This is a genomic window from Bacillus sp. SIMBA_074 (assembly GCF_046534555.1).
Lineage (GTDB): Bacteria > Bacillota > Bacilli > Bacillales > Bacillaceae_G > Bacillus_A > Bacillus_A mycoides.
The window spans coordinates 1-24,112 of record NZ_JAWRYM010000048.1 but is presented as its reverse complement, the minus strand read 5'-3'; the positions used below and the strand labels follow the sequence as shown (position 1 = coordinate 24,112).

19 protein-coding genes, 4 pseudogenes and 2 riboswitches are annotated in these 24,112 nt (G+C 35.2%); of the genes and pseudogenes, 17 read left to right on the top strand and 6 right to left on the bottom strand.

Annotated elements, in window-relative coordinates:
* The first annotated feature begins 238 nt into the window (after window positions 1–238).
* From SB773_RS28700 to SB773_RS28685, 4 genes and pseudogenes are all read left to right on the top strand, one after another.
* Complete coding sequence (locus SB773_RS28700; RefSeq protein ID WP_001061492.1) at window positions 239–655, top strand: DUF1259 domain-containing protein; 417 nt, start codon at window positions 239–241, stop codon at window positions 653–655.
* 385 nt (window positions 656–1,040) lie between these two features.
* A pseudogene (locus SB773_RS28695) lies at window positions 1,041–1,766 on the top strand (helix-turn-helix domain-containing protein); the annotation flags it as partial.
* 199 nt (window positions 1,767–1,965) lie between these two features.
* Window positions 1,966–2,069: riboswitch (purine riboswitch) on the top strand.
* A gap of 175 nt (window positions 2,070–2,244) precedes the next feature.
* The gene (locus SB773_RS28690; protein WP_088031821.1) at window positions 2,245–3,126 is read left to right on the top strand and encodes a 5'-methylthioadenosine/S-adenosylhomocysteine nucleosidase; all 882 of its coding nucleotides are present in this window, start codon (window positions 2,245–2,247) and stop codon (window positions 3,124–3,126) included.
* A gap of 474 nt (window positions 3,127–3,600) precedes the next feature.
* Window positions 3,601–4,428 (top strand): endonuclease I family protein, encoded by an 828-nt coding sequence (locus SB773_RS28685; protein ID WP_085311928.1) that lies wholly within the window; start codon window positions 3,601–3,603, stop codon window positions 4,426–4,428.
* A 98-nt stretch (window positions 4,429–4,526) separates the two neighbouring features.
* Here SB773_RS28685 and SB773_RS28680 read toward each other — a convergent pair whose 3' ends face one another.
* Window positions 4,527–5,957, bottom strand: coding sequence for a YfcC family protein (locus SB773_RS28680; RefSeq protein WP_410593574.1), 1,431 nt, complete (start codon window positions 5,955–5,957; stop codon window positions 4,527–4,529).
* Between the two features lie 198 nt (window positions 5,958–6,155).
* Between SB773_RS28680 and rraA the strand changes: the two genes are divergently transcribed.
* The 7 genes and pseudogenes from rraA (at window position 6,156) to SB773_RS28645 (ending at window position 14,000) form a co-directional block, all read left to right on the top strand.
* Window positions 6,156–6,641, top strand: a complete 486-nt coding sequence (gene rraA / locus SB773_RS28675) for a ribonuclease E activity regulator RraA (protein WP_410593572.1) — start codon at window positions 6,156–6,158, stop codon at window positions 6,639–6,641.
* Between the two features lie 507 nt (window positions 6,642–7,148).
* The gene (locus SB773_RS28670; protein WP_410593570.1) at window positions 7,149–8,933 is read left to right on the top strand and encodes a DUF4430 domain-containing protein; all 1,785 of its coding nucleotides are present in this window, start codon (window positions 7,149–7,151) and stop codon (window positions 8,931–8,933) included.
* Window positions 8,934–9,056: 123 nt separating this feature from the next.
* A complete protein-coding gene (locus SB773_RS28665) occupies window positions 9,057–9,884 on the top strand; it encodes a DUF4430 domain-containing protein (protein ID WP_410593568.1) in 828 nt (275 codons plus the stop codon).
* Window positions 9,885–9,907: 23 nt separating this feature from the next.
* Complete coding sequence (locus SB773_RS28660; protein WP_410593566.1) at window positions 9,908–10,786, top strand: energy-coupling factor transporter transmembrane component T; 879 nt, start codon at window positions 9,908–9,910, stop codon at window positions 10,784–10,786.
* Window positions 10,759–12,420 (top strand): ABC transporter ATP-binding protein, encoded by a 1,662-nt coding sequence (locus SB773_RS28655; RefSeq protein ID WP_410593564.1) that lies wholly within the window; start codon window positions 10,759–10,761, stop codon window positions 12,418–12,420. Before SB773_RS28660 ends, SB773_RS28655 begins: the two co-directional genes overlap by 28 nt.
* A complete protein-coding gene (locus SB773_RS28650) occupies window positions 12,393–13,094 on the top strand; it encodes an ECF transporter S component (RefSeq protein ID WP_088031816.1) in 702 nt (233 codons plus the stop codon). Before SB773_RS28655 ends, SB773_RS28650 begins: the two co-directional genes overlap by 28 nt.
* Before the next feature lie 184 nt (window positions 13,095–13,278).
* Window positions 13,279–14,000 (top strand): annotated as a pseudogene (locus SB773_RS28645) (YwiC-like family protein).
* Window positions 14,001–14,030: 30 nt separating this feature from the next.
* Here SB773_RS28645 and SB773_RS28640 read toward each other — a convergent pair.
* Window positions 14,031–14,222 (bottom strand): hypothetical protein, encoded by a 192-nt coding sequence (locus SB773_RS28640; protein WP_002110871.1) that lies wholly within the window; start codon window positions 14,220–14,222, stop codon window positions 14,031–14,033.
* A gap of 121 nt (window positions 14,223–14,343) precedes the next feature.
* Window positions 14,344–14,442, top strand: a riboswitch (SAM riboswitch).
* 38 nt (window positions 14,443–14,480) lie between these two features.
* Between SB773_RS28640 and SB773_RS28635 the strand changes: the two genes are divergently transcribed.
* From SB773_RS28635 to SB773_RS28625, 3 genes are all read left to right on the top strand, one after another.
* On the top strand, window positions 14,481–14,801 hold the full coding sequence (locus SB773_RS28635; protein WP_002110869.1) for a hypothetical protein: 321 nt from the start codon (window positions 14,481–14,483) through the stop codon (window positions 14,799–14,801).
* A gap of 215 nt (window positions 14,802–15,016) precedes the next feature.
* Window positions 15,017–15,454 carry an SWIM zinc finger family protein gene (locus tag SB773_RS28630; protein ID WP_410593562.1) on the top strand — a complete coding sequence of 146 codons (438 nt, stop codon included), beginning with the start codon at window positions 15,017–15,019 and terminating at the stop codon, window positions 15,452–15,454.
* A 3-nt stretch (window positions 15,455–15,457) separates the two neighbouring features.
* On the top strand, window positions 15,458–15,811 hold the full coding sequence (locus SB773_RS28625) for a group-specific protein (protein ID WP_060750702.1): 354 nt from the start codon (window positions 15,458–15,460) through the stop codon (window positions 15,809–15,811).
* A gap of 40 nt (window positions 15,812–15,851) precedes the next feature.
* Here the strand turns inward: SB773_RS28625 and SB773_RS28620 are convergent, their stop codons facing one another.
* Window positions 15,852–17,198 carry a short-chain fatty acid transporter gene (locus tag SB773_RS28620; protein WP_410593560.1) on the bottom strand — a complete coding sequence of 449 codons (1,347 nt, stop codon included), beginning with the start codon at window positions 17,196–17,198 and terminating at the stop codon, window positions 15,852–15,854.
* Window positions 17,199–17,495: 297 nt separating this feature from the next.
* Between SB773_RS28620 and SB773_RS28615 the strand changes: the two are divergent.
* Window positions 17,496–17,639: pseudogene (locus SB773_RS28615) on the top strand (IS6 family transposase); the annotation flags it as partial.
* Between the two features lie 162 nt (window positions 17,640–17,801).
* Here the strand turns inward: SB773_RS28615 and SB773_RS28610 are convergent.
* From SB773_RS28610 to SB773_RS28600, 3 genes and pseudogenes are all read right to left on the bottom strand, one after another.
* Window positions 17,802–18,149 (bottom strand): VOC family protein, encoded by a 348-nt coding sequence (locus SB773_RS28610; RefSeq protein ID WP_002033235.1) that lies wholly within the window; start codon window positions 18,147–18,149, stop codon window positions 17,802–17,804.
* A gap of 44 nt (window positions 18,150–18,193) precedes the next feature.
* Entirely contained in the window at window positions 18,194–19,123 is a 930-nt protein-coding gene (locus tag SB773_RS28605; RefSeq protein WP_410593578.1) for a phosphotransferase, read from the bottom strand.
* 723 nt (window positions 19,124–19,846) lie between these two features.
* A pseudogene (locus SB773_RS28600) lies at window positions 19,847–21,273 on the bottom strand (amino acid permease).
* Window positions 21,274–21,536: 263 nt separating this feature from the next.
* On the opposite strand from SB773_RS28600, the gene SB773_RS28595 reads away from it, so the two are divergent.
* Complete coding sequence (locus SB773_RS28595) at window positions 21,537–22,286, top strand: IclR family transcriptional regulator (RefSeq protein WP_002128249.1); 750 nt, start codon at window positions 21,537–21,539, stop codon at window positions 22,284–22,286.
* 75 nt (window positions 22,287–22,361) lie between these two features.
* Window positions 22,362–24,002 carry a M20/M25/M40 family metallo-hydrolase gene (locus SB773_RS28590; protein ID WP_410593557.1) on the top strand — a complete coding sequence of 547 codons (1,641 nt, stop codon included), beginning with the start codon at window positions 22,362–22,364 and terminating at the stop codon, window positions 24,000–24,002.
* The last annotated feature ends 110 nt before the right edge of the window (window positions 24,003–24,112 follow it).

The following is a 24,112-nucleotide window of genomic DNA, read 5'->3' as shown; positions in this document are numbered from 1 at the left end:
CTATACAAGATAATAAAAAACTACGTGGAAAGACCGCATTTTGTATAAAAATATACGTTAAGTTGATGGATGTGTGGCGGTACCCCTTATTAAAATTAAAGTGGTTCAAGTTGAAGGAAGGCACCTTAGGGTGTCTTTTCTTTATGGGAATTTCTTAAATTACTTATATAAAAGTTACTTCATAAGTATTAATACTTATGAAGTAACTTTTATCTGATAAGAAAGGGGCATCAGATTTATGAACAACCTTAATTTCCTTTGTGAGCAATTTGCTAAAATTCTTAATGGAAAAAGCAACATAAATCAGGGTGTTTGTTCTGTCTCCTTGCGTCGTAATATTAAAGTGTTTGTTCAAGGACGACCAAGCACCTCAGTGATACCGGTTGGGCTATCTTTTGAATCGTTAGATCAAAGTGGCAATGCGTTGAACTTTGGAGAAATTGCTATTTTACAAGAAGAAATTCCTTTATTTATACAATCAATTGTTCAACAAGGGATTATTGTTAGCGCCTTACATAATCATTGGTTATATATGAAACCATTGATTATGTATATTCATATCCAATCTGTTGAACCACCATTAAGTTTTGCAAAAAAATTGGCAAATTCCTTTTCGGTTTTAAGTAGTTATCCAATTACTGATAACGGGAGCTAATGTTAAGATCCTATTTATTCATTTCTTATATCGAGAATCATGTGAACAAAGAATGCCCTCCAGCTAAGCGATCTGGAAAGCATTTTTATAAATTTTTAGATACATTGAATTCCGATAATCGAAAATTATGTAAATAAGCTGTTCACTGGATTCTCATAGAAAACTGTGGTGAGATGCAAGTTTTGATTTTGAAGCACTTCAAAATCTTAGTTAGATGGCTATGTATCGGTACCCCACAATAAAAAGGCAGGAACATATCAAATATGTTCCTGCCTTTGATTTTAGAGAGATGTTTCCTAACAGTTGATTTTGTTAACGAAAGTCGACTCTAAATCCATATTTTGTGTGGAAGAAAGAACATATAATAAAAGTATGAGGTGATACAGTGAGAGAGATTCAGATTCATAAAATTATTGCGGATAAGAGAAAAGAAAAGGGAATTACACAGGAAGAGTTAGCGGCGTATATCGGTATTACGAAAGCATCTGTTTCCAAATGGGAGACTGGGCAGAGTTATCCGGATATTACATTTTTGCCACTGTTAGCATCGTACTTTAACATAAGTATAGATGAATTAATCTGTTATACACCGCAACTGGAACAGGAAGATATTAAAAATTTATATCATAGACTAGCGGAAGCTTTTAGTGAAGAACCGTTTGATGAAGTAATGATGGAGTGCAGGGAAGTGACAAAAAAATATTATTCTTGTTTTCCATTATTAATTCAAATGGGACTACTTTTTATTAACCACCATATGTTAACAGAGGATACGGATAAAAGAACTGAAATTTTAGAAGAGGCAATGTCTCTCTTTAGCCGAGTGCAGGAAGAAAGTGATGATGTTTCTCTTGTGAAAGAGGCGGCATCGTTTCAAGCAACTTGCTATCTTATACTCAATAGACCAAATGAGGTGCTTCAATTACTTGGCGAAACGATACGACCTAATTTTCCAGAGGAAGATTTAATCGCACAAGCGTATCAAATGCTTGGAAATACTGAGAAGGCGAATGAAATGATGCAAATTAGTATGTACCAACATTTAATACAACTCGTTGCGACAATACCGAATTATGTAGTAATAAATGCCTCAAACGCTGAAAAGGTAGAGTAATTGTCTGTAAAAGATCGGTTGTTGTAGGTTAATCTAGTTTAGTATATGGGTTATGAGTTTTTTAGCGTCGTTATCCATTTAGGAATGAAAAATCCTAACTATTTAAGTTTTAAAAACGAACATTTTTATTATTTTCATTGAAAATGTTCACATTTAGATTGCGTGCACACTAAAAGTTTGATATATTACCAATATAATAATTTTACACATCATCACTCGTATATACTCGGTAATATGGTCCGAGCGTTTCTACCTAGTTCCCAATGAAAGAACTGGACTACGGGTTAAAGTATTCGGTCGTTCGGTGTATTGAGCCGCTACCGATCTATAATTTAGCATTGGCCTCATCTTTTGCTTAATTAACTTTGACTACCGTAGTTCTAGAAAGTAGAGATTTTTCTACAATTTCTAGAGCTTTTTTCTTTGGACCAAAACTCCGAGTATATGAAACAACAAGAGAAAGAGGAGATTATTTATGAAGAAAAACCCGTTAAAAAAATATGCTTCCCTAGCAACTACTATCGCATTGTCATTCGCAATACTTGCAGGATGTAATGCTAGTCCAAAACAAGTAGCTGAGGCAAAAAGCAATCAAAACCCTATCTTAATTCAAGGCCCAATGCCAATAGAAGCTGAAAAATTTGCAAAAAGGTTAAAAAATGTGAAAGAAGAAAAATCTGGGAGTTTTGTATTTTATAAAGGAACTGTAGATAATTATCCTGTAATCGTTGCGAAAACAGGTAAAGGAATGGAAAATACAGCAGCCGCTACAGCAGTGGCTATTGAAAAATATAAGCCTATAGCGATTATTAACCAAGGAACATCAGGTGGACATGATCCTAATTTAAATGTATTTGATATTGTTTTAGGAAAGAAAGTCGCGAATATAGGTTCATTAAAAACAACAAATATGGATGAGAACCAAGGGATTGAGCCGGCAAAATGGATATCTATGGACTTAATGGCTTCTGAAGGGAGTGCAGGAGAAGATCCAAATGCTGAGAAAATCCGATACTACGAGGGAGATAAGGATTTACTTGCAGCAGCTAATGCAGTAAAAGACAAGTATACAAAAGGTAAAGTGGTGGAAGGTACGATAGGTTCAGCAGACGTTTGGAATAATGAAGTTGATAGAATTAAGTGGTTCCATACAAAATACGGTACATCTGTAGAAGAAATGGAAGGCGCTGCCGCAGCGCAAATCGCAAAAGCTTATGACGTACCATTTTTAGGAATTCGAGTATTATCTAACAATAAAACAAACGGCGGAAAATACAACCCGAATACAGCAGCGGCAAATCAAGAATATGTATATGAAGTAGTTAAAAAATATATAGATTCGATGCCAAATAAATAGTAGTAGTTCTGTCTCAATATAAAAATGTTATCATTACTGCACAATGTGTTGTGAACTCAGAATTACCAAAGTTTCTTTAATTAAAATAGATTGGTGCCTTACATGGTATCCAATCTATTTTTGTACTTATTCTACAGAGGAAGAAGGGTTTTACACAAAAAATAAAGACAGTTATAGAAAAAAGAAAAGTCGAACGATTTATCAAATATGCATAATTGCATAAAAAAATTGAAATTTATAAGTTAACATTAAACTACTTTTTAATTGTAAAGAATATTTTAATAATCTTTACTAGAGAAGGATATTCCTTGTGAAAAGTAGATAAACAAAAAGTGTGGAAATAATACAGACTCAATAGAGTTTTGTATTAAATAAAAAGAAAAGGATGGGTATGGCTTTCTAAAAGTTTTTGGGGGCTAGAAAGCATTTTTTAGTTAATAGCTTCAAATTATATTTTAAAGGGGAAATGGGTATATGAAGTTTAGAAATACAAGGCTTGCTATGGTTACACTATCTTCATTTTTTATTTTAGGTACTGCATCTCTATCATTCACAGATATCATACACGGTGAAGTAGCTTCTGCATCACCACAAGAGATTATTGTAAAAAGCTATGACGATACATATTATAATAATGCAATAGGAAAAATGGGTTTAGAATTAAAGAAGGAACTTCATAATATTATTGATGATCATACAAAGTTATCATACAGTGCGGTTTGGGAAGCACTAAGAGATACTGATGAAGATCCAAATAATAAAAACAATGTGCTACTCTTATATACTGGGCGTTCGCAAGGGAAACTTACGAATGGTTCAGGAGTTGATAATTGGAACCGAGAGCATGTTTGGGCAAAATCACACGGTGATTTTGGAACGGCTGCAGGAGCTGGAACAGATTTGCATCATTTAAGAGCGACGGATGTATCTGTAAATAGCTCACGTGGAAATCTGGATTTTGATAATGGTGGTGTGAATCATTCAGAAGCGACAGAATGTAAGTACGATAGTGATTCTTGGGAACCTCGTGATAGTGTAAAAGGAGATATCGCTAGAATGCTATTTTACATGGCTGTTCGTTATGAAGGAGACAACGGCGAAATAGACTTAGAATTAAATGAAAAGGTGAATAACAATAAAGATCCATACATGGGTAAACTATCCGTTTTACTAAAATGGAATGAACAAGACCCGGTAGATGATTTAGAGCGAAAGCGTAATGAAGTGATTTTTACGAAATATCAACATAATCGTAATCCTTTTATTGATCATCCGGAATGGGTAAATAAAATTTGGAATTAAAATATTTAAAGGTATTTTACTTTGAGAGAAGGGATTGATCACTATGATCAATCCCTGTTTATATCTATACTAGAATAAGTGATTTTTATATGAGTCTTTTAATACGGTCCCCACTCAATATTCACGCCAACAATAAGAAAAATAAGTCCAATGATAAACCAAATGAATGCAAGTGGAGCCATGAAGCGAATCCATTTTCCATAAGAAATGCCGCTCGCTGCGAGAACGCCCATTAAAACACCGGAAGTTGGATTGAGGCAGTTCACTACACCTTCTCCAAGCATAACAGCCTGTACTGTAACTTGGCGTGTAATATGCATGAAATCGGCTAATGGAGCTAATATCGGAATGAAAATAACAGATTCTCCTGTCCCGGATGAAATGAGGAAATGTAATGCGGCACTACTTACATACATGCCGAGAACGCCAAATACAGGGCTATGTCCTTCGAGAGACTGTGCGAGTTGATTAACGATTGTATCAAGTAATTTGCCTTGTTCTAAAATGACTGAAATACAACGAGCCATTCCGACGATCAAAGCACCGTATATGAGATTTTGGCAGCCTGCTAGAAAAGTAGAAGCGATATCGTTTGCTTTCATACCACCTATTATTCCTGCTGTAATTGCTATGAAAATAAAAGTAGCGGTCATTTCTGCGTCTGTCCAATGTAGACGAAAAGCGCCTATTAAAAATACAATTAATGATAAAGCCGAAACGAGTAAAATTAATTTATGACGTATTGTCCAAGGAACTTCAGTTTTCTCAACTTCTTTCTCACTTGAAAGAGCATTACTTGGAAACCAGTTGTCACCGAGAATGCTTCTTTTATTCGATTTTTTCAAACGTTTTACGTACCAATTAATATATAAAATGGTGGCAATTAAAAAAGAGATATAGATTGCTGTGCGTAAACCAATCCCTGAAAACATCGGAAGTTCTGCGATTTTTTGTGAAATGCCTAAAGGTGAGGGAGATAAAATAGTAGCATTAAAACCAGCATAAGTGCCTAAATAAATAATTGCTACGCCGACGATAGCGTCCCATTTTAATGTGCGTGCAACGATGATGCCGATGGGGATAAAGCCAATAACTGAGTTAACGATAATGCCAGTCGTGCCGAGAATAGAAAAGAGTGCGGCGACAATGCAAATGAAAAGTAATTGCTGATTACGAAATTTGTTAATCACATGATAGATTAAACCGTCAAGAGCACCTGTTTTTTCAAGAATCGCAATAGCTCCACCTGTAAATAAAATTAAGAAGATGATCGGAGCAGCAAGTGTCATTCCTTTTTCAATAGCGGTAAAAAAAGAAACAAACCCTACCGGCGATTGTGGAACAGAATGATAACTCCCTGGTATTGTCGTTGTAACAGTACCGTTTGTAACTCTTTTAAATTCTCCAGCAGGAACGAAATATGTAGCAATGGCACAAAGTAAGGCGATAAAAAATAGTAGTACGTACGCGTCAGGCATTTTAAACTTTCGTTTACTCGGCTGTTTTTTTACCTCGGTCTGTAATTGCATAAAACCCCTCCTTTTTCACCTGGTTAATTTTTAATATTGTGAAATTTATCTGTGAAATAGATTATAATAAAGGTGGCTTCTTAAGGCAATAGTTTTTCTATCCTTTTTCTGCACATACAAATTCTTGCAACATTAGACAGGGAAACGAAAAAAATCCAAGAATATGTAATATAAAAGAAAAGGAAAAGAGGGAAAGAGATGTGGAAAACTACGGATCTATGTGATGAATTTGAACAGAAATTACAAATATGTCGCCAGTCTTTTCAATCTTATGGGAAGAAAGAACAATTCTATGGGAAAATTGCAACGGTAAAAGTGAAGGATGATAATGTACTAGTAAAAGAGGGGTTACAAACACTGCCGGAAGGAACAGTATTAGTTGTTGATGGTGGAGCTTCTAAAAATTGTGCGTTACTCGGGGATAATTTAGCAGCTATTGCGGAAGAAAGAAACTTAGCAGGAATTATTGTAAATGGGTATGTTCGTGATTCTAGTGAATTAAAAAATATTAATATTGGTATTGTAGCGTTAGGGACAATGCCAAATAGAAGTGTAAAAGAAGGAAAAGGAGAAAGAAATATTCCGGTGCAATTTGGTGAAGTTGAATGGAAGCCGAATGAATATGTTTATGTAGATGAAGATGGGATTATTGTTAGTGATAAAAGCTTACATAGTGCGGGATGACTTCTATTAATGGAAGCTTATTTAGCTATTATTCTTAGAAAATAAATCTGATAAATCATGGACAAAATTCTTTGTCAATAGTAAAATAATACAGAAAATCAAAATTTGCAGAATGTATAGGTTTATCTTTTTACGATAAAGTGAAACTTTAATCAGTGGGGATTTTGTTCATCCCCACTGATTATTAGCCTTCACCAATCGGGCATTTACGGGCAGTTGATCCCCACCTAACTTCTTTGCTTTCGCTGAATTTGAGGTGGGGGTCTTACTGCTCGGCGAATAGCGGGATAACTTGAAAAGGGAGTAAATTTTGCCTAGAAAAGTGAATGTTATCACAATGGTGCGTTCATAAACGAAATTATTTTTCCTATACAAATATAGCCGCGAATAATGCGGGTAGGAGGTGTTGTACATTTTTGTTCGACACTTACAAAAAGAGAGTGTCAACCGCATACCCTTAAAGGGTCTTTTTTTGTGTGAATGTTAGTAAAGGGAGGGAATTTTGGGATGGCAATGTTAAAGAAATGGCTGCTTACATCATTAATGGCAGTGGCACTTGTATTTGTTTCTTTTGCGAATACAGTACATATTACGTTTGCTGAAGGAAAGACAGCGAAACTTGCAATTATTGGTGAATCACAAAAAGGAATTATGTTATGTCCAAAAGAAGTTTCCATTGAAGATGGAGAAACAGCTTTTAGTTTGTTACAAAAAGTTATGGGTGACAAAGTAACATCTGAAAGTATGTCATTTGGAATGTATATAAAGGGCATCGATGGATTAATGGCCGGAGCAACGAGCGGTTGGTTGTATGATGTAAATGATAAATCTGCAGAAGTTGGGGCGGATAGTTATAAATTAGAGTCTGGGGATGTTGTTGCATTTCGTTACGTTGCAGACTGGAGCAATATGAGTCAACAAACGTTGCAACAAACGTTAGATAAATTTGGCACTTGTAAAACTGTAGAAGAGCCAAAACCAGAGGAACCGAAAACAGAAAAACCAGATGGTAAACCAGAGGAACCGAAAACAGAAAAGCCAGATGATAAACCAGAAGAACCGAAAACAGAAAAGCCAGATGGTAAGCCAGAAGAACCGAAAACAGAAAAGCCAGATGGTAAACCAGAAGATAAAGTAACAGAACAACCAAAGCAAGAAAAAGTCGAAATTCCAGCAGCACAATTAAACGAAGCGATTTCTAAAACGTCAGAAAAGATGTTACAAGATGGAATTGGTAGTGATTGGGTTGCGATTGGACTTGCTCGTTCAGGTGTAAATGTTCCGCTTGAAACGAAAATAAACTATGTTAAGCCAGTAGCTGAAAAGGTTAAGAAGCGTTTAAATCGTTTTTCAGCAACAGATTTAGCTAGAACGATTATTATGATGAATGCAATGAATGTTGATCCTACAAAGGTAGAGGGACAAAATTTAGTACAAAATTTATTTGAATCAGATAAAGTGAATTCTGTTACAGGATACGCATTTACATTACTTGCATTAGATACAAAGAAATATGAGATTCCGGCCGAAGCAAAATGGAATCGAGCTGCTTTAGTACAAGCACTTTTACAAGCGCAGCATACAGACGGTGGCTGGACATATGATAGTTCAAGTAGTAAAGAAAGTGCTAGTAACGTTGATGTAACAAGTATGGTATTAGCAGCATTAGCTCCTTATCAAGATCAAGCAGATGTAAAGCCAGCTATTCAAAAAGCTGTTGATTATTTATACAAGCAGCAGCTAGGTAATGGTGGTTTTGCCGCTGATGGACAAGAGAATTCTAATAGTACTGCACAAGCAATTATTGGACTATCGCTAGTTAAAGATGTAGATCACGATCGTCTTAATAAAGCAGTACAAAATTTAATGTCATACCAGCTTCCAAATGGTGAGTTCAAATGGTTACCAAGTGATCAAAAAGGTAGCGGAATGGCTACAGAGCAAGCATTTTTAGCGTTACTTCAGTTTAAAGATCTCGGGAAATCGATTTATGATTGGTCAAATGTAGTAGAGAATGAAATTGATACGAAACCAATTGTAGAGCCAGAGACAACTGTAGAAGAAAAAGAAGTTGTAGAACAGCCGAAACAACAAGAAGAGTTACAAAAACAACCAAAAGATGAAAATCTAAAAGTTGTTGTAGATAACGAACGAGTTAATAAAGAAACAAACAAGAATAAGAATCAATTACCACAAACAGGAGCATCTTCTCATAGTGCAGCAACACAAGTAGGTATGGGTGTATTATGTATCGCTTCTGCATATGTATTATGGAGACGTAAAGCAGCTTAACAAAAATTAGGAGCAATCATTTGCTCCTAATTTTATTATAAAAGTGAGGGCTAATAATGAGTGGGGATGAACAAAATCTCCACTCATTAAAGTTTCACTTTAATATGAAGGGTGAGGGACAGCATGAGTAAGATGAAATGGTTCATTTCTTTAGTTCTTTCATTGGGATTATTAGCCGGATGTGAAGAAACGGCTGTAAAACCTAAGAAGAAGGCAGAACCGAAGCAAGAAGAGCAAAAAGAAGTAGCGAAACAGGAAGAACAAAAAGATGTACCGAAACCGGAAGAGAAGCAAGCTGAACCGGAACAGAAACAACAAGAAGAGCAGAAAGATAAACAAGAACAAAAAGTAGAAGAGAAACCGAAAGAAGAAAAAGCGCAGGAACAACCTGAAGTAAAGAAAGAAGAGAAACCAAAGGAACAGCCTGCTGCAAATAAACAACCAGAGCAACAAAAAGTACAAGAAGAGAAACCCCAGCAACAGAAAGCGCCAGAAGTAAAAGAAGAAGCAAAGGTTGTTAATCAGCCGAAAGAAACACCAAAGCAGGAGCAAAAGGAAGATCCGAATAAAGAGGAGAAAACGATACCGACTCCGGCAGTACCAACTCCTGAACCACAAAAACCAGATCCAGTACCAGTACCGAAACCGCAATCGAAACAAGTTACTATCTCCGTAAAAGGTCATGAAGGATACTTATTAGGTGCGAAAAAGGTTGATGTACAAGAAGGCGACACAGTTTACAGTGTGCTAACGGGCACAGGATTAGAGATTGATGCAATGGGCTCTAAAGGTGATATTTATGTAAAAGGTATTAATGATTTATACGAGAAAGATATTACTGCTACTAGTGGCTGGAAATATCGTGTGAACGGTGCTTTTCCAAACTATAGTGCTGGTGTAGTTAAAGTAAAACCAGGCGATACAATCGAGTGGGTGTTTGTATTAAAATAGGAAAGGATCTTCGGTAAAGGACTATGAAAATAAGCTTTTCTTCTTTACATCCTTTTGTTAATTTTTTCTATTATATTGGGGTGATGATACTATGTATGATGTGTCTTCATCCTCTTTTTTTAATTGGAGCGATTATACTAATCGTTATTATAAATATCATGCAAGGGAATAGCGAAAAGATAAGAAAGATGTTACCGGGTACAATCGTTTTCTTTCTTATGGTAATTTTATTTAATTCTTTATTAACACATAGAGGTGCAACTACTTTATTCTGGTTAGGAGATAGCCGGATTAAGCTTGAGGCCTGTATGTATGGACTTGTTATGGGATTATTATTAGTTGCGATTATGTTTACGTTTGCTTCTTATAACGATATTATTTCGAGTCATAAATTTTTATATTTATTTTCAAGAATTTCACCGAAAGTTGCATTGTTAACGATGATTACAGTACGGTTCGTTCCTTTGTTTATTAGGCGATTAAAGAAAATTACACTCGTCCAAAAAACGAAAGGTGTGCAATTAGATTCAGGTTCACTCATTGAGCGTATAAAAAATGGGATGAAATTACTGCAAGTGTTATTAGTTTGTTCGTTAGAAGATGCACTACAAACAGCAGATTCTATGCAAGCTCGTGGATTTGGTGTAACGAAACGTACGACTTATATTCGGTATAGAATGGAAAGACGCGATTGGTACACGCTAAGTTATTTAAGTATTCTATTTATAGCCTCATTCATATTTAGTTATTATGGCGGAGGGAAATTGATCATTTATCCGAAAGTGGAATCAATACTATTCCAGCAATATGATGGAATGATGTTTTTCCTATTTATGATGTTTATTAGTTTACCGATTGTAATGGAAGGAAGGGAATGGATATGGTGGCGCATACAGAAATAAAGAATTTATCATTTATATATACTGATGAAAATGAATACGCGTTACAGCATATTTCTCTTTCTGTTCAAAAAGGAGAATTTATAGTACTTGCTGGCGGTTCAGGTTCTGGGAAGACAACTTTATTAAAGCATTTTAAAAAGGAGTTACTTCCAATTGGCACGCGTTCTGGGCATACATATTATGATGGTGCTTTATTAGAAGATGTACCTGATTTATTATCTGCACAAGAAATTGGTATGGTATTTCAAAATCCAGAAAATCAGCTCGTAATGGATACAGTTATTCAAGAATTAGCATTCTCTTTAGAAAATATCGGGCTCCCATCACATATTATTCAAAAAAGAATAGCGGAACTCATTAGCTTTTTAGGTTCTCAAGATTTGTTACATCAATCTGTCCATACTTTATCTGGTGGTCAAAAACAACTAGTAAATTTAGCAGCAGTATTAGTTATGCAGCCGAAGTTACTATTACTGGATGAACCGACAGCGCAGCTAGATCCGATTGCTGCGAAAGAGTTTTTGGGATTGTTAAAGCGTATTAATGAAGAACTTGGAATTACGATTGTTTTAAGTGAACATCGTTTAGATGAAGTTATACCGCTCGCAACACGCGTTGTTTGTATGGATAATGGCAGAATCATTTATGATGGTACTTCTAAAAATGTGATAGCGAACATGTGGGAAGTAGAAAAGTTTCGTCCATTCATTCCGCAAATTCCAAGATTGTTTTTAGAGTGGAATGTGAAAGAGATTCCATTTACAGTGCGAGAAGCACAAATGAAAATGAATGATTTTTCAGCGATATCATATAGGAATGGGCAAGTAGAACAATGTGAAAAGCAAGAAGTAATTTTAAGTGCAGAACATATATCTTTTCAATATGAAAAAAGTAGTCCACTTATTTTACGTGATTTAACAGTGAACATCGAAAAGGGAAAATGGACAGCTCTAGTTGGGAAAAACGGAACCGGGAAGTCTACACTGTTAACGATTTTAGCAGGATTGCAAAAAGCTAGAAGAGGTAAGGTAAAGTGGAATGGGAAAGTGGTACATAAAATTGATTCGAAAGAACGATTTAAAAGTATAGGGTACGTATCGCAACATCCGTACTATCATTTTACTTTTGATACAGTATGGGAAGAGGTTTATGAGCGTGCGCGTGAATTATATGGTGAAGAGGGAAAAACAATAGCAGAAGAAATGTTGAAAAAGTTCTGGTTAGATTCACTTAAAGAGCGCCATCCACATGATTGTAGCGGCGGAGAGCAACAATTACTCGCATTATGTACAACGTTATTATCAAAGCCAACTTTATTATTACTCGATGAGCCGACAAAGGGACTAGATCCATGGAAAAAGGAAAGAGTAGGAGAGCTATTTAAACAGCTGCAAAAAGAAGGTACAACAATTGTAATGGCAACGCATGATATTGAGTTTGCAGCGAAATACGTTGATCAGTGCATGATGTTATTTGACGGGAAAGTCATTATGAATGATGCACCGAAAGAGTTCTTTAGTGGTAACTTCTTTTATACAACATCTATTAATCGATTCATCCGTAGAGAGTTGCCGTTTGCATTAACGTGGGAGGATGTGTACGAAGCGTGTCCAAACGATATGTTGCATTCATAATATTTATTTTTGCTGTTGTAATATGTACACTACTCTTTACGACTTTTATTATGGACGGGTATTACATGGTAAGTAGTTTGTTTTTATTAGCTGTCATTATGTTACCTTTCTATGTTCGTTTTGAAAGGAAGGCGTTTGTTTCACGTGAAATTGTTATCGTTGCTGTGTTAGCCGCGATTGCAGCGGTTAGCCGGGTACCATTTTCTATTTTACCAAGTGTACAACCGACTTCTTTTGTCATTATCGTTTCTGCAATTGTTTTTGGGAGTGAAACTGGCTTTATGATTGGGGCAACGGCGGCTATTGTATCTAATATTTTTTTAGGACAAGGTCCGTGGACGCCGTGGCAAATGTTCTCTTGGGGCATGATCGGGTTTATAGCAGGACTATTACGTAATACATTTTTAATGAAAAAACTGTGGGGAAGACTGTTGTACGGATTTGCCGTTGGATTTCTATTTGGCTGGATTATGAATTTTTGGGGTCTTCTTGGTTTTATACAGGAAGCAACGTGGGAAACAGTTATTGCTTACTATGTCGCAAGTTTTTCTTTCGATCTTAGTCATGCGATATCGAATGTTATTTTCCTTCTGTTATTTAGTACGTCATGGATTACGATCCTCACAAGATTTAAAAAGAAATACGGTATATTAGATGAGCATAACGTGACATAGAAAAGCATACTCATATAAGGTAGGGTCGCGACTTACATATTCGTTTGCCTCTTTCATGCTTCTTACATATTGTAAGGAGCATTTTTTATTGTCAAAAAATAGATTCAATATATGTCCGTTATTATATGAATTTATTTGTATAATAGTAGGTGAAAACTATTTTCAAGAGGGAGGTGTATAGTTAATGAAGTTAGTTATTCCGAAGCAACATGGAGCATGGGCGATGCTTGTCATACCATTTCTATTAAGTGTATTACTTGGTAAACCTACTTTTTATCATATCCCATTGTTTTTAGCCTGGTTCTTTATCTATCTAGCTACTTATCCATTTCTCATGTACATAAGGCAAAGACGAAAAAAAGAATTTCTACACGCTGCAATTGTTTATTTTATCATTGCATTTGTATGTGGAGTGATTTCTTTATTATATGAATGGCGAATTCTTTTATTCGCAGTATTAATGATTCCATTGTTTATTGTAAATATGTATTACGCTCGTCGGAAAAATGAACGAGCATTACTAAATGACATTTGCGCGATTATTGTGTTTTGTATAGGTGGTTTAATAAGTTATTATTTCTCCATGAAATTCATAGATAAAACAGCATTATTCATTGCGCTTATTTCATTTCTATATTTTTTAGGAAGTACCTTTTATGTGAAAACGATGATTCGTGAAAAAAATAATCCGAAGTATCGTTTTATATCTTGGGGGTATCATATTGTATTAACAGTAATCGTATTTACTATAAATCCATGGTGTTCACTCATATTTGTACCAAGTTTAATTCGGGCCATTATGTTGTATGGTAAAAAGATTTCTATATTAAAAGTAGGGATTTTAGAAATTGTTAATTCTGTATATTTTTAATAATAACGGTAATAATGATGAAGTATGCCATTTGAAAAAAATTCCCATCTTTTGATGGGGATTTTTCATTCTTGTTCTAAAATATGAACGGTATAATCACATCTTTGTAATGCTTGTTCTACAGCGTAAAGTGATTGTTCAATACGTGCGCGATTAAAATCTTCTTCAACAGTTTGTAATGCATCTTCTAAACAATGTTTCGCTTCTTGTAATGATTGAAATGAATCTTGTACGTACCCACGAGCGTTCTTTTGCAATGTAGTAGCCTCCTTTTGTACATCTTTTTGTAGTATGAACAATAAAGAAGAAAATATAATTTATTATATTTATTTGACAATTACAATAAAATTACGTATAGTAAAATTTAAAGTGAATATTTTCTTATCCAGAGAGGTGGAGGGACTGGCCCGATGAAACCCAGCAACCGCGATGCAGGTGCTAATTCCAGCAGAACATATTTGTTCTGGGAGATAAGACGAAGATATACGTAACTTCTTCTTATCGGAGAGGTTTTTTTGTTGCAAAAAAACCGATTACGAAAACATATAATAAGAAGAAAGGGGTTGCGAAGTACTGTGACACTCGAAAAATACGTAAAACTGCGTAGTACAGTTTATGAATATATGATAGAGCAAGATAAGCCAATATCATTGTTAGATATTCAAGAACATATCGTTTCGCATCATGAAGGAAAATTCACTAAAAAAATGTTACATCAATTTTATTTATCAAGACTATTAGATGAACTCAAACTGGATGGAAAAATTACTTTAGCTGATGATGAATATCGCTATGCTGAAAAAGGGGTATTTTATAAAGCGGGAAAAGGGAGCTAGGCTCTCTTTTTTTCTTGAAATAACAAAGTATGTAGCGTAAAAGACTGCTAAAGCAGCCTGATACAAGGGAATGGTGTTGAGTGTGTAGTGTCAAAGATTGAATGTGCCTGAAAGAGGCACTTCATATCGGCTGCAAATGAAAAGAGACACCTCCGCCGAATAGGTGTCAGTCGTTTTGTCACGTAGACTCGCTACTTGACAGTTATTAGAATAACATGCAGGATTTTGGAAGTCAAAAGGGAATTAGAGGAAGAGGTGTTGTTATGTACGCTTACTTATTAAAAGATATAATGAAATGGATTCCAAAGTACATTATAGATAGAGGATATGAATATTATGAAGAGGGACATGTAGAAGATGTTGAAATACACGACAAGAAAGTATTTGCGTTCGTTACTGGAAATGCAGGGAATTATGAAGTGATTATTGATCTTGAAGATTTTGCAGAAAGTAGCTGTGAGTGTCCTTATGAAAATTATTGTAAACATATGGCGGCAGTTGTGTATGAAATCCAAGGTGCTGGTGAGAGTACAGTTAAAGAGCAATTGAAAGGTTTAGAAAAAGAAGAGTTACTAACAGTATTAAATCGTTTGTTACAAAGTTCGAAAAATGTGCAAATCGTAGAGAAGCTGTTAAAGAAAGGGAAGATTTAATTTATGAATGAAATCGATCGTATTATAAATTGTTGCAATTATGATGACGAACTTTTTCGTACGTATATTAAGTGTTTAGTCCAATTGAAGAAGTGTAGTGAAACGTTAAAACAAATTCAGATACAATTAAGAAATGATTATTTAATAAGAGGGATTTGTGAAAGAGAAGTTGATGAGGTAATAAAGGGAAGTAAAGAATATGAAACATATTTTCTTCCTAAAGTATTGCAGTGGAATTTCCTTAAGAACAATCCTCATATGATTGAAAAAGTGTGTGAAGATTTGTTTACATATGAAGCATTAAATCATGCAGAGGTAGAGTGGAGGAAGGTAATAAGCTGTATAGATAACGAATGATTTATTATGTAAAAAAGCTAGTATAAAACTAGCTTTTCGTTTAAATAAATAAGAAACATAGACTAATGATAAATCCTGCATATAGTAAGTTAACAACACAAAATCCCATAATATCACGAGCGCCTAAACCAGCTATCGCTAATGCCGGTAATGCCCAGAAAGGTTGAATTAAATTTGTCCAAGCATCGCCCCATGCAATTGCCATCGCTGTTTTCGCAGCAGGTACACCAAGTTCAGCGCCAGCTGGAATCATAATTGGTGCTTGCACTGCCCATTGACCGCCTCCAGATGGAACGAAAATATTAACAATTCCAGCACTTAAAAATGTAAAGAGCGGGAATGTGGTTTCATTTGAAATACTAATAAAGAAAGTAGAAATAGCTCCTCCAAGCGAAAGCCCTTCACTATTTACTCCAATCATCATGCCCATAATTCCAGCATAGAACGGAAACTGAAGTAAAATACCTGAAGCACTCTTAGTTGAGTCAGAGAAAGCGCGAATATATTGAATAGGAGTACGGTGGAAAATAAGGCCTGCAATTAATAACATAAAAATAACGATATCAAGTGTAAGGTTAAAGCCTTTCGTATAAAAGTAGTTGAAAATATAAATAAGACCTAATAACCCGATGCAAAGTGTAATAATGATGCTATTTTCCATTTTTTCAGCGAACGTATTTTTCTCTACTTCTTGAGCTGCAGCTTCTTCATGGAATACGCTAGGATCTACTGTAATCGTATGTTTTTCATCTGGATGCATTGCCCGGTTAATGAGAGGCATCGTAATGAGAAAGATAATAACTGGAACGAGAGCGTATGGTGAGAATAAAGTTTCTGTTATCGGAATCGCTTCTTTAATACTTCCAGCTGTCGTTTTTATTAACGTTTCGCCGCCAGTTGCTAACGTAAGAGGGATAGAAGCAGAAAGGCCTGCATGCCAAATGAGAAATCCAGAGTAGGAAGAAGCAATTGCTAACCTATAATCTAATCCTTCTAACTGTCTGGCCACTTCTTTTGCATATAAAACAGAAACAACAATACCAAATCCCCAGTTTATGTATGCTCCTAGTAAACTTACAATTGAAATTGCGATAATACCTTGGCCATTCGTTTTCGGTAGTTTCGCTGCTTTCGTTAATCCTTTTTTAATAAGTGGGGCATTTGCTAAAGCAGATCCAGTCACGAGTACAAGTGCCATTTGCATAGAAAAGGCGAGAAGTCCCCAAATTCCATTACCCCAGTGCGTAATCATTTCTACCGGTGTTTGGTGCGTGGCAAACATGCCGAAGAAGATAACGAAAACAGTTAATAAACATGATAAAATAAACGGTTCTGGCAAGAAACGCTGCACAAGGGCAACACAACCATTTGTAAATGAACGAAACAAAATAGATCAACCTCCTTATGTATATTTATTACAATGTTCGAGGTTGTTTGAGTAATATCCTTTAATATATGGAAAATTCAGATATTTAAGGTGATTGTCAATGAAGTATGGGTTATTTTTTCATTTAGATATATAAGGCCACTTAATCTTGTGTGTGGGACAATATTTTTATACAATTTTTAGAAATAATAGGATGACTTTTTATGGTTCTGGTGCGAAAAATTCAAGACCCTTGCAAGTAATCTCTTAAGCTTGGGTATATTGAAAGTATGACTCTAAAACAGGTGCGTGATAAGTATGGAAAAGGAAAATTTGTTTAAATGGAAGCATTATCAGCCTGAACTAATCTTATTAACAGTAAGATGGTATCTACGGTACAATTTGAGCTTCCGTAACCTGGTGCAAATGATGGAGGAAAGAGGGTTATCAATAGCTAACACACAGGAAAATGCGAATTTACAACACTAAGAAGTTTTAATCCATAAAAAAGTGCACCTCCGATTGTTAGACTGTGTCTAATAAACGAAGGTGCACTTCAAAGGAATCAACTTTTTTTATTGAACTAAAGCACTCGTTAGCTTAATAGTAAATGATTGCAACCGGCTATTTCTCCCAAAGTTCGATCAATCGACCTTCAGGATCTTTAATCCAAATAAACTTTCCAAATTCACTAATCTCTTCTTTCTTTTCAAGAGGTACGCCAATTTGTTCAAGATGCTGAATAGTCTCGTTTAGATTATGTACTTGGAAATTTAACATCACTTGTTGTTCTGTAGGAAAATAACTATCATTCTCGGCAAAGAAAGAAAAGATAGTCTCAGTTCCTAATTCGGGTTTAATCACAGTCCCGTTCCAATTTTCTATTTCAATCTTCAACACTTCACTGTACCATTTTTTTATAACATCAAGATTTTTAGTTCTCCAAAATATTCCTCCGAAACCTTTTATCATTGTATTTAACTCCTATCTATCTTTAAATTTTTAATGACATAAGTTCAACCTTCAATAAAACGCAGTGCACAACGGGAATGGTGATCGGTTAGATCTTTTGCAAATTGTTGATTCGGAAATCCTCTGTGAAGCAATCTCAACCCGCCTGAAGTTAAGGATATATGATGATGGAATCGATAGAATAACATCCTGTTGGGGTCGAGAGTATCATTCTTTAAATATCGATAATAATCCCCAAATCGAAACTGCAAAAAACTGTGCTCATGCTCAATATCAAAGAACTCGGCGCCTTCGATATCAATCAAATAAGGTTCTAGTTTGTCATTAATTAATACATGATCAGGGCCGAGTTCCCCATGTATAAATCCATAACGACTTCTTGGTTCAATTTTTGATTCAAGCTCGTACAATGTATCGAGTAGATTGCTATGACTAGCCCTGATGCTGTCAATATGTTGGCATGCGTAATCTAAATCTTTTTTTGCATTCTTCATTTGCAAGTGATGACATTTTTCCGTGTTGATCCCACTTTGATTCGCTCTCCCATGAGTAAGTCTCTCGTTGGCATGCATGTCTGCCAGCATATCTCCTATCCGCTGAAACACTTTATCTTTAACACATGAATCGGAATGTTGAAAATAAACTTCTGCCTTTTGTCCATTTACATATTCAACGAGAGCATAATCATAAGGATAACGGTTTCTTTCCTTATTCAGATCATATAGAAGGGGAGTTTGAATTCCTTGTTGGATTAAATACTTGTTATTTAATTCAAATAAATCACTACTATAGGAGTGCTCATGTATATCTCCGTTTGCTATTTCTTCTTGAAAATAATTCATGGTAAGATCCCAAACATACAGAACGCAGGAAAATCCATTGCTGCAGTCAATCTTATAGACTATCTTTTGTGCACCGCCATGCATTTTCGTTACACTAGAAACCAAATAACTGGTACCAAAGACTTTTTGCATATACTCCTGTAAATCAGATTGATCAAGGTGACAAGTGATTCTCAATGAATAACACCCCTTTTCTTAGGTTTTGCTGTCAATCAAACTATATAAAAAATCTAACCAAAAGTATAGACTGTTTATTTGTAATTTGTTATGATGTTAAATTGGGTCTGGAAAAATAGTCATATAAAAACGGGTTGGAGCTCCAATGGTTTTTTTGATGAAATCATTCTTACTTCTCAAATACCTCGCCAAACAAAAACTTAAAATGTATTAAAATGAATGAATCTATACGATTTTCAATCCTTCTTCTTTTCACTAACTTTACCATTATTTTTAATTGAGTATTACTGCCCCGTCAGTTTAGGTGAAAACCTTCGCAATCTCAATGATCTATTCAAACTTGAATAATCTAATTGCCTGAAAACGTTCTTCAACAATCTGGCCCTTTAGTGGAGTAACTTTATTGCTACTCAGCAGTTTCTTAATCCGCCTTTCAGTTCAGATCTTCTTTTCACTATAAAAACATCTCTTTAGATAAACAGATCCAAAGGGACAAAACATCGCGCCTTTTTTATAAACACCGTGACTTTATTTAAAAGCGATATTAAAAATATTATTCAAATCCTGGAAGCATATGTTTGCCGCAAATAAAAAGAACCATAAGCTTGCCAAACGGCAAAATTATGGTTCTTATCACAAAGTAAAAGCAATGTACGGTTTTTTAAATATAGTACAGTATTACGAAGTTTCGCTAATTTTAGTCTCTGTATGAGTGTTATTAGCAATTCTTTTCTTAATCTTAAAGTGATAGTAGGTGTAGCAAAAGATGATAAATGGTACAGTGCAATAGATTCCTAGTCTTTGACTTGGGATAAAGATAAGACTTATTAATATAATGCCATACAATCCAAAACCGAGAATTGGGACAAGAGGATAAAGTGGAGTTCTGAATTTTAAGTTTTCCAATTTTCCACCTTCGGCTAAATAATGTTTACGGAAAAAGAATTGAGAAGCACAAATTGACATCCAAACAATAATTGTAATGACTCCAGAAATTGAAATCAGCCATAAGTAAACCGTTTCAGCAGCTACAACGCTTGTCAAAAGAGAAAAAGCAGAAATAGAGCTATCGTCAAAATTAAAGCGTTTAGAGGTATCCCTCGTGATGATAATTTCTTTAAAAAGGCTGGAGCCATATCATTTTTTGATAATGACCAAAGCATTCGAGTTGCAGCGTATAGTCCTGAGTTTGCGACAGAAAGAACAGCAGTAAGAATAACAAAGTTCATAATATCAGCTGCATATGGAATACCTATATTATCAAATACAGCAACAAACGGACTTTTTGTTAATCCTGCCTCTTCCCAAGGAATTAAGGCCACGAGAACAAAGATTGCTAAGACGAAGAAAAACATTGTACGCCATATTATATTTCTAATAAAGCGAGGTAAAGTCTTTCCTGGATCTTCACTTTCACCTGCTGCGATTCCAACAAGTTCTGTACCTTGGAAGGAATAATTGACTGTAACCATTGTTAATAAGATAGCGGCAAGTCCATTTGGGAATAAACCACCATGATTTACGAAATTTGAAAGAAGCGGAGCGGGTTCGTTTCCTTTTAAATCAATAAAGCCGAACATAGCGGCGCCGCCAAGAATAATGAAAGCAATAATGGCAGATACTTTTATACTTGAGAACCAAAATTCTGTTTCTGCATAACTACGAGCGGATAATGCGTTAATAGTGAATATTGTAACACCAAATATTAAACACCAAACCCAGACAGGAATATCAGGAAACCATCGCTGCATTGTAATACCAGCAGTGGTAAATTCAAGACCAGTCGTATTCGCCCAGCTTAGCCAATACAACCATCCGATGGTAAACCCAGTTGCGGGATTGATGAACTTAGTGGCATATTTCTGGAAGGAACCTGAAACTGGCATTGCTACAGCAAGCTCACCAAGACATAGCATAACGAGATACATTAATAATCCACCGGCCATAAAGGCAAGTACGGATCCACCAGGTCCAGCTTGACTTATAATAAAACCAGATCCGTTAAATAACCCCGTTCCAATCACACCACCGAGTGCAATCATGAATAAATGTCTACCTTTCATCGTGTGCTTTAATTCATTGTTTGTATTGTTTACTTGCGTCATTGTTTTCCTCACTTTCATAATTGGTAGTATGAAAATTGATGTTTTTCCGTATTATGGAATGTATTCCGTGATGTGAAATCTTGTTCTAATTTTCAGATAATTAAAAAGAAAAGTCAATATTTTTTTGTTTGCGTTTTCATTTTTTGATAGTGTTATATCTCTATTTTTAGAAAATTAAATAAATTAATTGATTTCAGTTTGAATTTTTGATAAATTGATAGGTAATTAGGCTAAACATACTACAAGTAAAGTTGAGGCGAGTTATGGTACAGTCCATTGATCGAGCGATAGGTATTATTAAGTTACTGAATTCTACAAATGAAAAAGAGTATTGGGCTATTTCTGATATAGCTGATAGAACACATCTCCCGGTTAGTACAGTACATAGGTTACTGAACTCTTTAATGGAGCATGGATTAGTTACGCAAATTTCAGAAACAAAACAGTACAAGATTGGACCAATGTGGATGGAAATAGGATTACGTCAATTGGAGAAGGTAGACTACAGATCTGTTGCAAGAGAAGTGATGAAGCGTTTGGCCTCAGAAGTTGAAGAAAGTGTTTATTTGAACATTCCAAATGGAACACATTCTATTATCATTGAAAGAATTGATAGCCCTTTAAAAATTCGAGTTATCGATAACTTAGGGGAGCAGATTCCACTTTCGATTGGAGCCGCAAATAAAACGATGCTTGCCAATATGAACACGAATGAAATGGAACACATTGTAGAACATTTACTTTCTTCTTTACCAGAACAAAAGCAAATTCTTTTCGATCAAATAAAGCAGATAAGAAATGAAGGATATGCTGTGAGTTATGGTGAAAAAACAGAGGGGACAGCTTCAGTAGCTGCACCTATTATAGGATTTAATCATAAAGTAGTAGGAGCATTAAGTGTTGGGTTAATTAGTCATCGAATTAATGATGATCGACTATCTTTTCTTATTAGTAAGGTAAAACAAGCAGCTCATGAAATATCAGTAAAAATCGGCAGTACATCAGAATTATAATTTTGATAGCTGTCGTCATTTTTTATTCATATATTGGAATTGATTTTCATAATGCGGAAAAATAGGGGGATTTATATGTCAAAGTGGCAATCTAAAGAACAATTGGTTCAATTATTAAGCAATCTTGTTGAAATTCCTAGTATTACAGGTTCAGAAGCTGAAGTTATATTGCCAGACTTTGTTGTAGAACAATTATCTGATTTACCGTATTTCAAACAAAATCCGCATCATTTGCAAAAAAATCCGACGGGGGATGGACGATATTTTGTTACAGCCCTAGTAAAGAAAAGTGATAGTACGAAAAATACTGTAATTCTTGTTAGTCACTTTGATGTTGTAGATGTACAAGATTATGGAGTGTGGAAAGAAGATGCATTTAACCCTAAAAAATTAACATCTATGTTTTATTCTCATAAAGATGAGCTACCAGATCATGTACGTGAAGATATTGAACAAGGAGATTGGCTCTTTGGTAGAGGAACAATGGACATGAAATGTGGTCTAGCTTTACAAATGGCTATGGTTGAGCAAGCTTGTGAAGGAAGATTTGATGGGAATGTTCTTTTATTAGCTGTTCCAGATGAAGAAGTGAACTCTGTGGGGATGAGGGCTGCTGTTCCGAGATTATTAGATTTAGCAAGAGAACATGATTTAGATTATAAAACGGTTCTAAATTCAGAGCCTATGTTTTCAAGGCATCCTGGTGACCAAAATAAGTATATTTATACTGGTTCTATTGGTAAGGTGTTACCTGGTTTCCTTTGCTATGGAAAAGAGACACATGTAGGCGAACCTTTTGCAGGATTAAATGGGAGCTATATGGCTGCATTATTAACAGCTGAATTAGAGTTGAATACGGACCTTTGTGATATTGTAGATGGTGAAGCGAGTCCTCCACCAACTAACTTGCTGCAAAGAGACTTAAAGGAGGATTATTCTGTACAAATTCCTCATCGTGCAGTCACATTATTTAATTTGTTTTTACTTGAAAAAACGATGACAGATGTAGTTTCATTGTTACGCCAAAAAGTAACGAAAGTAGCAGAGAAAATCGAAGAATCGTATGAGGAGCGAGCGCATCATTTTTCTAAGTATAATCCGTTCATACCGCCGAATCTTAAAGTAAATGTATTAACGTATGAAGAGCTTATCGCTTATGCAATTGAACAACATGGAAGAGAAAAAATAGATGAAATTCAATCCGATATTATAAAAAATAGAGAAGATAAAGATGATCGTGCAGTAACTATTGATTTAGTAGACAAATTATCTATCTTATGTAAAGAAAAGGCTCCAATGATTGTACTTTTCTTTGCGCCGCCATACTATCCAGCTGTGAGTTCACGCAACAATCCTTTCATTAAAGAGGTAGTTGTAGAAATGGAAAAGTATGCCCACTATAATCATAGCATTACATTTGAAAACCAAAATTATTTTGGAGGAATTTCAGATTTAAGCTATGTGGGCTTACAAAACCCATTGGATTCAATGAGTTCTCTTGTAGACAATATGCCATTATGGGATAAAGGTTATTCGATTCCACTTCAGGAATTAGAAGAGTTTGACGTTCCAGTATTAAATATGGGACCAGTAGGAAAAGATGCACATCAATGGACGGAGCGTCTGGACGTAAATTACGCATTTGAAACGTTATTAGATATGTTACCTATATGTATTGAAAAACTACTTGTTTCTAATAAAGTTACACAGTCATAGTGTTTGCATAAGAGCGAGAAAAGGACCGTAGTGATTGATATTATCCCCTTTAGGTAGACAGTGTAAAAAAGACCATATACACACATGGATGTTACACTATTACTTGGAGG

Excerpts from the sequence above, each read along its gene's own strand:
- SB773_RS28700 (WP_001061492.1), top strand. The coding sequence starts at position 239 with ATGAACAACCTTAATTTCCTTTGTGAGCAATTTGCTAAAATTCTTAAT.
- SB773_RS28690 (WP_088031821.1), top strand. The coding sequence starts at position 2,245 with ATGAAGAAAAACCCGTTAAAAAAATATGCTTCCCTAGCAACTACTATC.
- SB773_RS28685 (WP_085311928.1), top strand. The coding sequence starts at position 3,601 with ATGAAGTTTAGAAATACAAGGCTTGCTATGGTTACACTATCTTCATTT.
- SB773_RS28680 (WP_410593574.1), bottom strand. The coding sequence starts at position 5,957 with ATGCAATTACAGACCGAGGTAAAAAAACAGCCGAGTAAACGAAAGTTT.
- rraA (WP_410593572.1), top strand. The coding sequence starts at position 6,156 with ATGTGGAAAACTACGGATCTATGTGATGAATTTGAACAGAAATTACAA.
- SB773_RS28670 (WP_410593570.1), top strand. The coding sequence starts at position 7,149 with ATGGCAATGTTAAAGAAATGGCTGCTTACATCATTAATGGCAGTGGCA.
- SB773_RS28665 (WP_410593568.1), top strand. The coding sequence starts at position 9,057 with ATGAGTAAGATGAAATGGTTCATTTCTTTAGTTCTTTCATTGGGATTA.
- SB773_RS28660 (WP_410593566.1), top strand. The coding sequence starts at position 9,908 with ATGAAAATAAGCTTTTCTTCTTTACATCCTTTTGTTAATTTTTTCTAT.
- SB773_RS28655 (WP_410593564.1), top strand. The coding sequence starts at position 10,759 with ATGGATATGGTGGCGCATACAGAAATAAAGAATTTATCATTTATATAT.
- SB773_RS28630 (WP_410593562.1), top strand. The coding sequence starts at position 15,017 with ATGCAGGATTTTGGAAGTCAAAAGGGAATTAGAGGAAGAGGTGTTGTT.
- SB773_RS28625 (WP_060750702.1), top strand. The coding sequence starts at position 15,458 with ATGAATGAAATCGATCGTATTATAAATTGTTGCAATTATGATGACGAA.
- SB773_RS28610 (WP_002033235.1), bottom strand. The coding sequence starts at position 18,149 with ATGATAAAAGGTTTCGGAGGAATATTTTGGAGAACTAAAAATCTTGAT.
- SB773_RS28605 (WP_410593578.1), bottom strand. The coding sequence starts at position 19,123 with ATGCAAAAAGTCTTTGGTACCAGTTATTTGGTTTCTAGTGTAACGAAA.
- SB773_RS28595 (WP_002128249.1), top strand. The coding sequence starts at position 21,537 with ATGGTACAGTCCATTGATCGAGCGATAGGTATTATTAAGTTACTGAAT.
- SB773_RS28590 (WP_410593557.1), top strand. The coding sequence starts at position 22,362 with ATGTCAAAGTGGCAATCTAAAGAACAATTGGTTCAATTATTAAGCAAT.